Origin of the sequence: Kribbella sp. C-35 (genome assembly GCF_046549195.1) — a bacterium.
Taxonomy (GTDB): domain Bacteria; phylum Actinomycetota; class Actinomycetes; order Propionibacteriales; family Kribbellaceae; genus Kribbella.
In genome coordinates, this window is record NZ_JAJPWG010000001.1 from 2,056,022 (window position 1) to 2,069,476 (window position 13,455).

The 13,455-nt window shown below is 68.3% G+C and carries 15 protein-coding genes; 9 read left to right on the forward strand and 6 right to left on the reverse strand.

All coding sequences use genetic code 11. The annotated features are described in order from the left end of the window. Window positions 1–18: 18 nt before the first annotated feature. A complete protein-coding gene (locus ACLJOO_RS10440) occupies window positions 19–504 on the reverse strand; it encodes a GNAT family N-acetyltransferase (protein ID WP_410786676.1) in 486 nt (161 codons plus the stop codon). Between the two features lie 48 nt (window positions 505–552). Between ACLJOO_RS10440 and ACLJOO_RS10445 the strand changes: the two genes are divergently transcribed. Continuing rightward, on the forward strand, window positions 553–2,073 hold the full coding sequence (locus ACLJOO_RS10445; protein WP_410786677.1) for an LCP family protein: 1,521 nt from the start codon (window positions 553–555) through the stop codon (window positions 2,071–2,073). A gap of 33 nt (window positions 2,074–2,106) precedes the next feature. Here ACLJOO_RS10445 and ACLJOO_RS10450 read toward each other — a convergent pair whose 3' ends face one another. From ACLJOO_RS10450 to ACLJOO_RS10460, 3 genes are all read right to left on the reverse strand, one after another. After that, window positions 2,107–2,874 carry an SDR family NAD(P)-dependent oxidoreductase gene (locus ACLJOO_RS10450; protein ID WP_410786678.1) on the reverse strand — a complete coding sequence of 256 codons (768 nt, stop codon included), beginning with the start codon at window positions 2,872–2,874 and terminating at the stop codon, window positions 2,107–2,109. Between the two features lie 51 nt (window positions 2,875–2,925). Then, window positions 2,926–3,642 (reverse strand): VOC family protein, encoded by a 717-nt coding sequence (locus ACLJOO_RS10455; RefSeq protein WP_410786679.1) that lies wholly within the window; start codon window positions 3,640–3,642, stop codon window positions 2,926–2,928. Window positions 3,643–3,704: 62 nt separating this feature from the next. Continuing rightward, the gene (locus ACLJOO_RS10460) at window positions 3,705–4,277 is read right to left on the reverse strand and encodes a TetR/AcrR family transcriptional regulator (protein WP_410786680.1); all 573 of its coding nucleotides are present in this window, start codon (window positions 4,275–4,277) and stop codon (window positions 3,705–3,707) included. Between the two features lie 103 nt (window positions 4,278–4,380). Between ACLJOO_RS10460 and ACLJOO_RS10465 the strand changes: the two genes are divergently transcribed. The 6 genes from ACLJOO_RS10465 (at window position 4,381) to ACLJOO_RS10490 (ending at window position 10,009) form a co-directional block, all read left to right on the forward strand. After that, on the forward strand, window positions 4,381–5,958 hold the full coding sequence (locus tag ACLJOO_RS10465) for an ABC-F family ATP-binding cassette domain-containing protein (RefSeq protein ID WP_410786681.1): 1,578 nt from the start codon (window positions 4,381–4,383) through the stop codon (window positions 5,956–5,958). Further along, window positions 5,945–6,781: a virginiamycin B lyase gene (locus tag ACLJOO_RS10470; protein ID WP_410786682.1), complete on the forward strand. Its 837-nt coding sequence runs from the start codon at window positions 5,945–5,947 to the stop codon at window positions 6,779–6,781. The genes ACLJOO_RS10465 and ACLJOO_RS10470 overlap by 14 nt, the downstream gene beginning before the upstream one ends. 57 nt (window positions 6,782–6,838) lie before the next feature. Continuing rightward, window positions 6,839–7,747 (forward strand): UbiA prenyltransferase family protein, encoded by a 909-nt coding sequence (locus ACLJOO_RS10475; protein WP_410786683.1) that lies wholly within the window; start codon window positions 6,839–6,841, stop codon window positions 7,745–7,747. Beyond that, a complete protein-coding gene (pip, locus tag ACLJOO_RS10480; RefSeq protein WP_410786684.1) occupies window positions 7,748–8,701 on the forward strand; it encodes a prolyl aminopeptidase in 954 nt (317 codons plus the stop codon). It abuts the gene before it with no gap. A gap of 95 nt (window positions 8,702–8,796) precedes the next feature. After that, window positions 8,797–9,606, forward strand: a complete 810-nt coding sequence (locus ACLJOO_RS10485; protein WP_410786685.1) for a phytanoyl-CoA dioxygenase family protein — start codon at window positions 8,797–8,799, stop codon at window positions 9,604–9,606. 67 nt (window positions 9,607–9,673) lie between these two features. Continuing rightward, window positions 9,674–10,009, forward strand: a complete 336-nt coding sequence (locus ACLJOO_RS10490; protein ID WP_410786686.1) for a cupin domain-containing protein — start codon at window positions 9,674–9,676, stop codon at window positions 10,007–10,009. On the opposite strand, the gene ACLJOO_RS10495 is transcribed toward ACLJOO_RS10490, so the two are convergent. Both ACLJOO_RS10495 and ACLJOO_RS10500 read right to left on the reverse strand, forming a co-directional pair. Continuing rightward, window positions 10,006–10,590, reverse strand: a complete 585-nt coding sequence (locus ACLJOO_RS10495) for a YdeI/OmpD-associated family protein (RefSeq protein ID WP_410786687.1) — start codon at window positions 10,588–10,590, stop codon at window positions 10,006–10,008. The genes ACLJOO_RS10490 and ACLJOO_RS10495 overlap by 4 nt on opposite strands. Next, window positions 10,587–11,552 carry a helix-turn-helix transcriptional regulator gene (locus tag ACLJOO_RS10500; RefSeq protein ID WP_410786688.1) on the reverse strand — a complete coding sequence of 322 codons (966 nt, stop codon included), beginning with the start codon at window positions 11,550–11,552 and terminating at the stop codon, window positions 10,587–10,589. The genes ACLJOO_RS10495 and ACLJOO_RS10500 overlap by 4 nt, the downstream gene beginning before the upstream one ends. Window positions 11,553–11,639: 87 nt before the next feature. Here ACLJOO_RS10500 and ACLJOO_RS10505 point away from each other — a divergent pair, with 87 nt between their 5' ends. Together ACLJOO_RS10505 and ACLJOO_RS10510 are read left to right on the forward strand one after the other, a co-directional pair. Next, on the forward strand, window positions 11,640–12,608 hold the full coding sequence (locus ACLJOO_RS10505) for an ATP-binding cassette domain-containing protein (RefSeq protein ID WP_410786689.1): 969 nt from the start codon (window positions 11,640–11,642) through the stop codon (window positions 12,606–12,608). After that, window positions 12,608–13,420 (forward strand): ABC transporter permease, encoded by an 813-nt coding sequence (locus ACLJOO_RS10510; protein ID WP_410786690.1) that lies wholly within the window; start codon window positions 12,608–12,610, stop codon window positions 13,418–13,420. The genes ACLJOO_RS10505 and ACLJOO_RS10510 overlap by 1 nt, the downstream gene beginning before the upstream one ends. Window positions 13,421–13,455: the final 35 nt, after the last annotated feature.

A 13,455-nucleotide genomic window follows, 5' to 3' on the forward strand; every position in this document is an offset into this window, starting at 1 on the left:
CAACGGACCGAGCAGTTGCTAGGCCTTGGTGGTCCGGAAGCGCAGGGTCGGGAACTTCGCCTCGGTGAACCCGAGCCCACGGTAGAGGTCGATGCCGTAGTCGGTCGCGTGCAGTTCGACCTGGCCGACGCCAGTCTCGTCGCGGAACCAGTCCATCAACGCGACCACGCAGGCTCGCGCGAGACCGCGCCGCCGGAAGTCCGGCTCGGTGCTGACGTTGAACAGGTGACCGCGAACCGTGGTCAGGTCGTGCGGGCCCGGCGCGTGCACGGACACGTTGCCGGCCGCGCCCGCCACCACGCCGGCGCTCGGGTCGTCGACGACGTACGCCGCGAACGTGTCCGGGGAGGCCAACTGTCCGGTGAACCACTCGAGTGCGGTCGTCCGCCACGGGGCGTCCAGTCCGCCGATGTCGTTGCCCATCGCGGCGAGCATCAACCCGCGTAAACGGACCAAGGACTCCGCGTCATCGGGCTTGGCTCGTCGTACCTGAATGTCGGTCACTTGGTCGATCATGCCAACTTTTTGCCGCGTCAGTGAATCGTAGGAGTCATGGCCCCGAGCAGAGCGACGCGCGGTACCCGCGCACGTCGGCTGAGCCCACGACGGCGGTCCGCCTTCGCCGCACTGACGATCGCGGTACTGGGCGTGCTGCTCCCCGGTACGGCGTACCTCGCCGCTCGCCGGATCAAGCTCGGCTCGACGCTGATCGTGCTGAGCCTCGCGCTGTACGGCGGCGCGGCGTACGTCGGGCTGCGGAAACGGGACTCGGTGATCTCGTGGGCGCTGAATCCGTCGGTGCTGAACTGGATGATCGTCGGCCTCGCCGTGGTCGCGCTCGTGTGGGTCGTCGTCCTGGTCACGTCGTACAAGATGCTCCGGCCGCTGACCACCGGGCCGGGATCCCGGATGCTCGGGGCGCTGGTGATCGGCGTGATCTGCTTCGCGATGACGGTGAGTACGGCGACCGGGGCGCAGACGTTGATGGCGCAGCGGGACCTGGTGACGAAGGTCTTCGGGGGTGATGAGTCGAAGAGCCAGACGCGGCCGACGATCACCCCGAAGAAGGACATCTGGGAGCAGCTGCCGCGGCTGAACATCCTGCTGCTCGGCGCGGACGACGGCGCAGGCCGCCAGGACACGCGGACCGACACCGTGATGGTCGCGAGCATCGACACCAAGACCGGCAACACCTCGCTGATCTCGCTGACCCGGAACTTCATGCGGATGCCGTTCCCGGAGAACTCGCCGCTGCACAAGATCTACCCGACCGGATTCTGGGACCCGAACGGCGACAAGGAACAGTCGGAGTTCTACCTGGACGCCATGTACCGCAACATCCCGAAGCTGCATCCCGGCATCCTCGGCCCCTCGGACAACGAGGGCGCGGATGTCCTCAAGGTGTCCGTCGGCGAGGCGCTGGGGCTGCAGATCCACTACTACGTGCAGATCAACCTGGCCGGGTTCGCGCAACTGGTCGAGGCGCTCGGCGGGATCACGGTGAACATCAACTACCCGGTCCCGGTCGGCGGCAACGACGACAAGAAGATCCCGCCGAGCCGGTACCTCGAGCCCGGCCCGAACCGGCAGCTGAACGGCACCGACGCGCTGTGGTTCGCGCGCGGCCGGTACAAGGTCCCGACCGCGGACCTCGCCCGCCAGGCCCGGCAGCGCTGCACGATCAAGGCGATCGTCGAGCGCGCCACCCCGCAGAACGTGCTGACGAACTACGACGCGATCGCGAAGGCCGGCGAGCAGCTGATCCGCACCGACATCCCGCGGAACCAGCTGGGCGCGTTCGCCACCTTGGGAGCGCGGGTGAAGACGGCGAAGATCACCAACGTCGACCTCGACAAGCAGAAGAACTTCCCGACCGGCCGCAACCCGAACTACGCCGGCATGCGCGAGATCGTGGCCAAGGCGCTCAACCCGGTCCGCCGTACGACGACTGCGCCGCGCAAGACCACCACGGCGCCGCCGTCCGCCGCGGTCCAGCCGCGCACCACGATCAAACCCGACAAAACCGGCGACCTGACCTCGGCCTGCGCCTACAACCCGGGCCCGCCGAGCTGATCGCTGCCCGCCCGGATCAGCGCCGAGATCCCGTCAGGCGCAGCGGACGCCGAGGCCGCCGTCGACGGCCCAGTTGGCGCCGGTGACGAAGGCGGCGGCTTCGGAGGCGAGGAAGCAGACCACCTCGGCAACGTTCTCCGGCGTACCGATCCGGCCGAGCGGGTGGACGCCGAGTGCCTTCTCGCGTTCGCCGGGGATGGTGTCGAAGAACTCCTCGAGCAGGTCGGTGGAGATGTAGCCGGGGCTGACCGCGTTCACCCGGACGTCGTACTGCGCGACGTCGAGGGCGAGCGACCGGGTCATCCCGACCAGCCCGGACTTCGCGGCGGCGTACGGGAACATGCCGGCCGTGGTCAGCTTCGAGTGGATCGAGGCGATGTTGACGATCGAGCCGTGCCGGGCGTCGATCATCGGCTGCAGGACCTGGCGGGACATCAGGAACGCGCCCTTCAGGTCGACGTCGAACACGTCGTCCCACTCGGACACGGACATCTTCGCCGGGTCCGCGTACGAGTTCTTGCCGGCGTTGTTCACCAGCACGGTGATCTGCTGGCCGAGGTCGTCGGTCAGCTTGCCGACCGCCTGCCGGACCGACACCTCATCGGTGATGTCGCCGACGGCCGCGGCCACCGTCGCGCCGGACTCGGCCAGTTCCGCGGTCGTCGCGGTCAGTTCGTCGGTCAGGATGTCGACGAGCGCGACCGCTGCGCCTTCTTCCGCCGCCTTGACCGCGACGGCCCGCCCGATCCCGCGGGCGGCACCCGTCACCAGCACAACCTCGTTCGCCAACCGACCAGTCACCAACGCCTCCTTGAACCAGTGCCTCGGTGACGACCCTAGTCGGAGGTGACCTCACCCTCGCGGAGTAGTGAGGATGCAGAACTCGTTGCCGTCCAGGTCGGCCATCGGGATCGCGTCCGCGCCCTCCTGACCGCTCTCCAGCCGAGTCGCACCGAGCGCGATCAGCCGCTCGACCTCGGCGTCGACGTCACCGTCGGCGGGTACGACCAGGTCGAAGTGCATCCGGTTCTTCGGCGGCTTCGGGCTGACGGGCCCTCCGCCCCAGGCGATCTTCGGTCCGCCGGACGGCGCCTGGATCGCGGTCTCCTCGTCCTGGTCCCAGACCAGTGGGTAGTCGAGCACCTTGCTCCAGAAGTACCCGACCGCCCGGGTGCCGTCCGAGGCCAGCTCGCCGAGGAACGCGGTGTCCGCGAGGAACTTGTTCCCCGCCTCGATCACACAGAGCTCGTTGCCTTCCGGATCCGCGAGGACGATATGTCCTTCCTCCGGCAGCTGCCCGACGTCGAGATGCCGGCCGCCGAGCTCGACGGCCCGCGCCACCGTCTCCTGCTGTTGCTCGGGCGTCTCGCTGGTCAGGTGGAAGTGGATCTGGTTCGGGCGATCCTTCTCGACGTCGCTCTGCAGGAACCGCATCCGGAACCCGGTCTTGGCGTCGGGGAGCAACTCGTTCCCGTCGGCCTGCCCCCACCCGAGAAGGCCGGCCCAGAACCGCGCCAGCCCGGCGGGATCCTTCGCGTCGATCGACAGCGCATAGAGGTTGATGCTCATCGGATCTCCCAATCGGCCGGGGCTATCACCGTATGGCGGGGCGGATCGGCGCCGCAAAGCAATTAGCGTCCCGCCGCGACCCGCGCATAGTGATCGGCCTGGGATCGCGACATCGGCTGCCGGAGCAGGACCAGCTGGTGATAGAGCGGCGCGGTCGCCGTCAACAGGATCGGATGCGGATCCGTGCCGGCCGGGAGTTCGCCTCGCGCGATCGCCCGGTCGATCACGAGAGCTGTGCGCGCGTAGCGGTCCTCCCAGAAGCGGGTGAGTGCGTCGGCGGCATCCGCCGTACGAAAAGAGGCTGCGATCACCGCCTGGGTGATGGATGATCGGGCGGTCAGCGCGGCGTGGACCTCGCGGTTGACGGCGATCAGATCTCCTTCGAGCGAACCCGTGTCGGCCGGCTCCCACGAGTCGTCGGCACCGGCTTCGAGCAGGTCGACCAGCAGGCCGGGCACGGTCTTCCAGCGTCGGTACAGCGTCGTCCGGTGTACGCCGGAACGCGCCGCGACCGCGTCGATCGTGAGCCCGTCGTACCCGTGCTCGGCCAGCTCGGACTCCACCGCCGCGAGCACGTCGGAACGCACTCGGGCCGTCCGTCCTCCCGGCCTACTTGCGCGAACCTCAGCGATCATGGCATCATCCTAACGCAACGTTCGTCGCATTTAGGGAGTAGCCAGTGATCTTCTGACCCGCCGTTCGCCAACCACGAACCCGCGAGAGGTCAGGAGGATCCTCATGTCTACACAGCTGTCCCTGCACGACGTCACCAAGTCCTACGACCACCGCCCGGTGCTCGACCAGATCACCTGCGCCTTCCCGCCCGGGCAGGTCAGCGGCCTGATCGGCGAGAACGGCTCCGGCAAGTCGACGCTGCTGCGGATCCTGGCCGGTCTCGAGCCGGCCACGGACGGCACGGCTCAGGCCGCTGGGAGCGTCGGCTTCCTGGCGCAGGACAACCCGTTGCCGCTCGACCTCGACGTACAGGCGCTGGCCGATCATGCGCTCGCCGACCTGCGCCGGATCGAGGCGCGGATGCGTTCGCTGGAAGGCTTGCTCGCCGAGGGACGGGTTGACGTCCTGGGCGAGTACGGCGAACTCCAGACCGTCTTCGAGATTCGCGAGGGATACGACGCGGACGCGCGGTTCGCCCGCGCGACGTACGGCCTCGGACTGTCCACACTGCCCGGTGATCGCCGGTTGTCGGAGCTGTCCGGTGGCGAGTTGGCGCGGTTGCACCTGGCCGCCGTACTCGCGTCGTCGCCGGAGGTGCTGCTGCTCGACGAGCCGACCAACCACTTGGACGTGTCGGCCGCCACTTGGCTGGAGGACCACCTGCGATCTCGGCGCGGTACGACGGTTGTCGTCTCGCACGACCGTGCGTTCCTGGAGCGGGTCGCGTCGACGCTGTTCGAGGTCGACGGCGATACGCACCGGATCACGCGGTACGGCAACGGCTTCCACGGCTACCTGCACGAGAAGGCGGCCGAGCGGGCGCGACTCGAACAGGCCCGGCAGCAGTGGGAGGACGAGGTCGCGGAGATGCGCGTCCTCGTCCGGACGACTGCCGATCGGGTCGCGTACGGGCGACCGATGAAGGACAACAACAAGCCCGCCTACGACCGGGCGACGGGTCGCGTCAACGAGGCGGAGCGGAGCAAGATCCGCAACGCCAAGGAACGCCTGCGCCGCCTGGAGGAAGACCCGCCGCCGGTGCCGGCGAAGCCGCTCCGGTTCAAGGCGTCGATCCGCACGACCGGCGCTCCGGCCGGGCTGGATGCAGTCGGCGTCACGGTCGCGGACCGGCTGCTGCCGACATCGCTCGACGTACCCGCTGGTGGTCGTGTCCTGATCACCGGACCGAACGGCGCCGGCAAGTCGACACTCCTCGACGTTCTGGCCGGGGCGCTCCCGCCGGACTCCGGGTACGTCGATCGCCACGGACGGATCGGCTACCTGCAGCAGGAGGTGACCGAGGCGCGACCGGACGAAACGTTGCGCGAGGCACTCGCACGGCAACCCGGCGCGGCGGCACTGGGACTGTTCCGACAGGACCAGTTGCAGACGCGGGTCGGCGCATTGTCGACCGGGCAACGCCGCCGGCTCGCGTTGGCACGAGTGCTGACCACGCCGTACGACGTACTGCTGCTGGACGAGCCGACCAACCACTTGTCCCTCGTGCTGGTGGAGGAACTGGAGGCGGCGCTCGACCGGTACGCCGGCGCGCTCGTCGTGGTCAGCCACGACCGCCGCTTCGTCTCCCGCTGGCGCGGGACCGTCATCGACCTTGAGGAGAACTCCTATGTCAGTCAGTGAATTCACGGTCGATGGCGCGCCGTACGGCGTGGTCGCGGCAGGCGGTGAGGTGTGGACGACGCTCGTCCACACCGGCCGCGTCGCGACCGTCTCGGGCCGGGTGTTCGACCTCGACGCGCCCGAGTCGCGCCCGAGCGTGATCGTTGAAGGTCCTGACGACGCCGTGTGGTTTACGCGCAACGGCGACGACCGGATCGGACGGATCCGGTACGACGGTGCGGTGTCGGCGATCGAGCTTGCGGGCGCTCCGTACGGCCTGTGCGTCGGTCCCGACGGCGCCTTGTGGTGCACGTTGATGAGCATCGACGCGATCGGGCGGATCACAGTGGACGGCGAGGTGTCGACGTACCCGATCGGTACGGCGGGCGCGTTTCCGGGGATGATCACGACGTACGAAGGCGACCTGTGGTTCACGCTCAACCAGGCCAATGCGATCGGCCGGATGACCACTGGCGGCGAAGTCACCACCTATCCCCTGCCCACACCTGCCGCGGGTCCGGTCGGCATCAGCGCGGGGCTGGATGGCGTCTGGTTCACCGAACTGCTCGCGAGTAAGGCTGGCCGGATCAGCGCCGACGGGTCGATCTTCGAGTTCGCCCTTCCGGCCGACTCCAAGCCGCATGCCGCGGCGGCGACAGCTGATGGTGGTTGCTGGCTCACCTTGTGGGCAAGCGCTGAGGTGGTTCACGTCGATGCCAAGGGCAACATCACTCATCAGGTCGCGTTCGGGGACGGGGCCGAACCACACGGCCTGTACGCCGACACGTCGGTGTGGGTCGCGCTGGAGAAGGGTTCCGTGGCTCACATCCAACCGGGCGGGTGAGCAGGTTCACTCGGCGGAGGGAGGACGCGATGTACCGCGGAGGTGGACAGTGGTGATGTGAGCACGGTGGTGCAGGTTCGAGGGCCGGCGGCCCGGGTACGGGACGTCGTCGCGATCGGTCGCCCGGCGTTCTGGGTGGTGTCGATCGTGCCTTACTACACGGGGATTCTGCTCGCGACGCATCGGCTGATCCCGCCCGTCGAGGAGTGGCCGCGGCTGATCGTCGGGGCGGTCGTGATGGGTCCGTTGGTTTGGCTAGCGGTGCTAGCGGTCAACGACGCGTACGACCTGCCGAGCGATCGGCTCAACCCGCGGAAGGCCAAGTCGCCGCTGCTCGACGGGCGGATCACGCTCCGAGCGGCGAAGCGGCTGGCCTTCGCGGCGGCCGTGGCGGCGGTCGGATTGAGCCTGCACGTCGGGATCGTGTTCGCGCTGGGCGTCCTGCTCGCCGTACTCCTCGGCTACGCGTACTCCGTCCCACCAGTGCGGTTGAAGACCCGCGCCGGCTTCGACGTCGCGGTCAACGCCCTCGCTCTGGGCGCCTTCGGCCCGCTGGCCGGGTGGGCCGCGATCAACCCGGACCTCAGCGACTTCCCGTGGCTGATGGGCCTGCAGGGAACCCTCGCCGCGATCGGCCTCTACCTCCCCACCACCCTCGCCGACCTGGAAGCGGATCGAGCCGCCGGCTACCAGACCATCGCAGTCCGCTTCGGCGCACGCACGACGTACCTGATCGGGTACGCCGCCTGGATCGCAGCAGCCGCCCTGTCCGTAATCCTCGCCGCCACCAACACCATCATCCCCCGCAGCATGCTGCGCCTCGAGCTAGTCATGGTCCCGGTCCTGGTCGCGGCCTACCGCAAACTCATCGGCCCCCACCAATCCTTCAAAGCCATCATCACCCTCGCCACCCTCTTCCTCCTCCCCTGCACCACCTTCGCCCTCACCTACACCGGAGTCCTGTAGATGCATCCGGACATCGAGCCCTACGACCACGGCATGCTCGATGTCGGCGACGGACACCACATCTACTGGGAAACCTGTGGCAACCCGAAGGGCAAGCCTGCGCTCGTCATCCACGGCGGGCCGGGATCCGGCGCCGGCGCCTCGTGGCGCAGGTACTTCGATCCCACCAGATACAAGATGGTTCTCGTCGACCAGCGCAACTGCGGCCGCAGTACGCCGGATGCCGCCGAGCCGACCGTCGATCTGAGTACCAACACGACCGCCCACCTGATCGCCGACTTCGAGCAGCTCCGACGCACATTCGGTGTCGAGAAGTGGCTGCTCCTTGGCGCGTCCTGGGGCGCGACGCTCGGGCTCGCGTACGCCGAGCAGCACCCGGAGGCGATCTCCGAGGTCGTCCTGTTCAGCGTCACGAACACCTCCCGCCGCGAAGTCGAGTGGGTCACCCGCGACATGGGCCGGATCTTCCCCGCGGAATGGGCGCGGTTCCGGGACGGCGTACCGGAAGACCAACGGGACGGGAATCTCGCGCTGGCGTACAGCCGCCTTCTGCACGACCCAGACCCAGCCGTCCGCGAGAAGGCCGCACGCGACTGGTGCGACTGGGAGGACACCCATGTCCGCACGCACCCCGACTGGAGGCCGGACTCGGCGTACGACGACCCTCTCTTCCGGCTGCGCTTCGCGCGACTCGTGACGCACTACTGGGCCCACGCGGCCTGGCTGCAAGAGGACGTCCTCGTGCGGGAGGCGTGGAGGCTCAACGGGATCCCCGGAGTGCTGATCCATGGCAAGCTCGACATCAGCGGCCCGCCTGACATCGCCTGGCGGATGGCTCAGGCCTGGCCGGACGCCGAACTGCATCTGGTCGACCGGGAAGGTCATGGTGCCGGCGGGTCCCGGACGCAGGAGCTGATTCTCCAAGCGTTGGAGCGTTTCGGCTTACGGGCCTGACCGCTATGTGGGGGATGCAGGTGCACGTGCATGGTGGGCAAAGATTTGATCACTGATCTTTACAGCGATGAAACGTTCATGAACTCTTGGGTCCCATGACTCTGACCCGCCCGGAGCTCGAGACCGACTACGCCCTCGGTCGGTCCGATATCGCACACTTCAAGCAGCACGGGTTCGTGAAGCTGAAGAACGTGCTGAGTGAGGAGACGATCGCGGAGTACGAGCCGGAGATCACCGGCAAGGTGATCGAGCTGAACACGCAGGAACAGCCGCTGGACGAGCGCGACACGTACGGTAAGGCGTTCCTGCAGGTCACGAACCTCTGGCAGGACAGCGAGCAGGTGCTGGAGTTCGTGTCGTCGCCGCGGCTCGCGCGGATCGCGGCGCAGTTGCTCGGCGTGCAGTCGGTGCGGCTGTACCACGACCAGGCGCTCTACAAGGAGTCCGGCGGCGGCGTCACCCCGTGGCACGCGGACCAGTACTACTGGCCGTTCGCGACCGATCGGTGCGTGACGATCTGGATCCCGCTGCAGGAGACCCCGATGGAGATGGGGCCGCTGTCGTTCGCGGCCGGCAGTCACACGTTCGAGCACGGGCGGGACCTGCCGATCAGTGACGAGTCGGAGCGGGTGCTGCAGGACGCGCTGGCCGAGCAGAACTTCCCGGAGATCTCCGAGCCGTACGAGCTCGGTGAGGTCAGCTACCACCTCGGCTGGACGTTCCATCACGCGCCGCCGAACACCACCGACATCCCGCGCCGGGTGATGACGGTGATCTACGTCGACGCCGCGATGGAGATCTCGCCGCCGGCGAACGCGAACCAGGTGCTCGACCTGGCCAGCTGGATGCCCGGCAACCAGCCCGGCGAGACCATCTCCTCCCCGCTCAACCCGGTCCTCTACTGAGCCGCTCCGCCCCGCCGCCGTCGACACTCGCGGGCGCTCTGTACCTATTGGTATGTACGATACGACCATGAACGAATCGATCAGCCGTGTAGTCGTCCTGGATCAGCACCTGCCGGAGGCGCTCCCGGTGCAGCGTGTCGAGGTCCGCCGGATCACGATCGACCCGCACACCGCGCTCGGCGCCCACGTCCACAACGGCCCGGTGTTCGGCAACATCGTGTCGGGGTCGGCCGTCTACCAGCAGGCCGAGGACACCGAGCCGCAGGTCCTGCACCCCGGCGACGTGTTCTACGAGCCCGCCGTCGAACGTATCGCCCGCTTCGACACCGAAGACGAAGGCGTCACCTTCCTCGCCTACTTCCCACTCACCGCCGGCCAGGACGCAACCCTCGATCTGGTCTAAAGAGTCCGCTTCTGCGGGTAGATCGTCTCGCCGCGGGACAGTTGCTCGACGTACAGCGCGACCCGCTTGGCTCGGGTTTCGGTGCGTTTGGCGTTGGTGACGCGGTGGACGACGGCGAACCGGTTGGCGCTGGTCAGGATCTCGAACATCGCCTGGGCCTTCGGCTCGGCGGCCAGCGCGGCCGCGAGATCGTCCGGGATCTCGAGTGCGCCCGCCCCGCCGTACGCGTTGTCCCAGCGGCCGTCGGCCTGCGCGCGCTCGACCTCGGCGCGTCCGGCCGGACGCATCCGCCCTTCCTGTTCGAGGCGAGCGATCAGGCCGACGTTCCGCTTCGACCACAGGCTCCGCGCGCGCCGCGGCGTGTACCGCTGCATGAACGTCTGCTCGTCGCGTCCCCGCCGTTGCCCGTCGATCCACCCGTGACACAGGGCTTCCTCGAGCGCCTCGTCGTACGTCAAGCTCGTCGGCGTCGTCACGTTCTTCTTGGCCAGCACGAGCCAGACGCCATCCGACTCCTCGTGATTCTCGTGCAGCCACCTCAGCCAGGCGGCAGCATCCACGACGATCAGTTCTGCGGTCACGAAGCAGCCTCCCGATAGCGTGCGGCCAGCTGTGTCGCCGCATCCTTCAACTCTTGCGGCCCGACAAACTCCAGGTCGCACTCGAACATCCCGAACGTCGCGGCCAAACCGGTCCACGACCACCCGCTGAGCGCGAGCCGGCAACTCGTCGGCGTGAGCTCCTCGACCACGGCCCCGTGGCCGGCCCATTGCGCGATGTCCGACGCCTTCGCCTGCAGGATCGCCTCACCACGGCAGGGATTGCGGTCCTGCCCGCGGAACTTGCTGGAGATGTACGTCGCCACGTCGGGCGCCGGCAGCTCACGCGGCGTGAACCGCGGCCCGGTCGGCGACTTCGGCGTCATCCGATCCACCCGGAACGTCCGCCAGTCGTTGCGATCCAGGTCCCAGCCGACGAGATACCACCGCCCGCCCCACGTCACCAGATGATGCGGCTCGACCTTCCGCGGCGGCACCCACTCCTCTTCCGACGCACCGGGCGCGGCGTAGTCGAACCGCAGTACCTCGTTCGCGCGAAGCGCCGTACCGATCGCGATCAATTGGTCCGAGTCGACCGTCGTACGGCGGTTGGCGTAGCGGTCGACCGTGGTCACCTGCAGGGCGTCGACCCGTTGCCGCAGCCGCGCCGGCATCACCTGACGAACGGTGGCCAGCGCCCGCAGCGCGCCCTCTTCGATCCCGGTGACCGTGGTCGTCGCCGTCTGCAGGGCGACCGCGACCGCGATCGCCTGATCGTCGTCGAAAAGCAGCGGCGGCAGATCGGCCCCCGCGTCCAGGCGGTAGCCGCCGTCGGGTCCCTTGGTCGCGCGCACGGGATACCCGAGGTCGCGCAACCGGTCCACGTCCCGGCGGACGGTCCGCGGGCTGACCTCCAGGCGGTCGGCCAGCAGCTGGCCGGGCCAGTCGCGGCGGGCCTGAAGCAAGGAGAGCAGCGCGAGCAGTCGGGCTGAGGTCTCGGACATGACTTCAGATTGCCATGAGTAGCGGCCAGAACCTGTCCTCTTTCCCTGGAAATGTCTGAGGCAGAGACCTTGACCGAAGGAGAGATCGTGATCAGCACCCGAGCGCTCACCCGGGACTTCGTGGTGAGCCGTACCGAGACCGTGCACGCGGTCCGCGGCATCAGCCTGGACGTCGAACCCGGTGAACTGGTCGCCGTCCTCGGCCCGAACGGCGCCGGCAAGACGACCACTTTGCGCATGCTCACCACCTTGATCACGCCGACCTCGGGCACCGCGACGGTCGCCGGGTACGACGTGACCACGCAACCCAGCCAGGTCCGGCGCCGGATCGGGTACGTCGGACAGGGCAACGGCGCCGGCCACTCGCAACGGGTCGGCGACGAGCTCGTAGGGCAGGGCGTGATCTACGGCCTCGACCGCCGTACGGCGAAGCTGCGAGCCGGCGAACTGCTCGAGGCCCTGGAACTGAAGGACCTGGCGCGGCGCAAGGTGTCGGATCTGTCGGGCGGGCAGCGCCGGCGGCTCGACGTCGCGATGGGGCTCGTGCACGCGCCGTCGCTGCTGTTCCTGGACGAGCCGTCGACCGGCCTCGACCCGCAGAACCGGGCGAACCTGTGGGACCACATCCTGCGGATGCGCGAGCAGTACGCGATGACGATCGTCCTCACCACGCACTACCTGGACGAGGCCGACTCGATGGCCGAGCGCGTGGTCGTCGTGGACCACGGTGAGGTGATCGCCGACGACACCGCCGACGGACTGAAGGCGACCCTGGCCGGCGACCGGCTCGCGGTGACGGTTGCTCCTAGCAACATCGCGCGGCTGAGCGAGCTGGCCGGGAAGTTGCCCGGGGCCCGCGAAGTGATTGCCGTCGGCGACGAGGTGAGCGTTCGGGTCGCGGACGGACCGGCGGCGCTTCCCGAACTGGTCGCGGCCGCCCAGCTCAGCGGCGTACCGATCGCGGCGGCGCAGGTGCACCGCCCGACCCTCGACGACGTGTTCCTCAACCTCACCGGCCGCAGCCTGCGTGAAGACTCGAACGGAAAGGCAGCCTGATGACCACCCTGACCCTGTCGGCAACTTCGACCGCGACCTCGACCCAGCCCTCCCGGAACCTGCTCCGCGACATCCGGATCGTGATGACGCGGGAACTCAAGCCGGTGCTGCGGGACCCGTTCAGCCTGCTGTTCGGGATGATCCAGCCGCTGGTGTTCCTCGCCCTGTTCGGCCCGCTGCTGTCCGGATCGATGGGCGGCACGTTCGGCGACGGCGTCTGGCAGTGGTTCGTCCCGTCGATCCTGGTGATGACCACGCTCTTCGGTACGTCGACGACCGGCGCGAACCTCCTGTTCGAGTTCCAGACCGGTGCGCACGAGCGGATGCTGGTCACGCCGTTGTCCCGCTCCTCGTTGCTGATCGGCCGGGCACTGAAGGAGATGGTCCCGCTGTTCGGGCAGGCCGTGATCGTGATCGCGGTGATGACACCGTTCGCGTTCGACCTGCACCTCGGCGGCGCGCTGATCGGGCTAGCACTGCTAGCGGTGTTCGGCGTCGGGCTCGGCTCGTTCAGCTACGCGCTGGCGATCGCCGTACGCAAGCAGGACTGGATGTTCTGGGTGGTGCAGCAGACGTTCCTGTTCCCGTTGATGATCCTGTCCGGGATGCTGCTGCCGCTCGAGACCGGTCCCGGCTGGATGCGGGTCGCCGCGAAGTTCAACCCGCTGTCGTACGTCGTCGACGCCGAGCGGACCCTGTTCTCGGGCGACGTACTGTCCAGCGCGGTGCTGTGGGGCTGGGTCGCGGCGATCGTGACCGCGGCACTCGGGCTGACCGTCGGCATCCGCACGATGCTCCGCTCGGCCGACTGACCCAATTGCGTCACTGTCCCCGCTGGGCCGTTCTC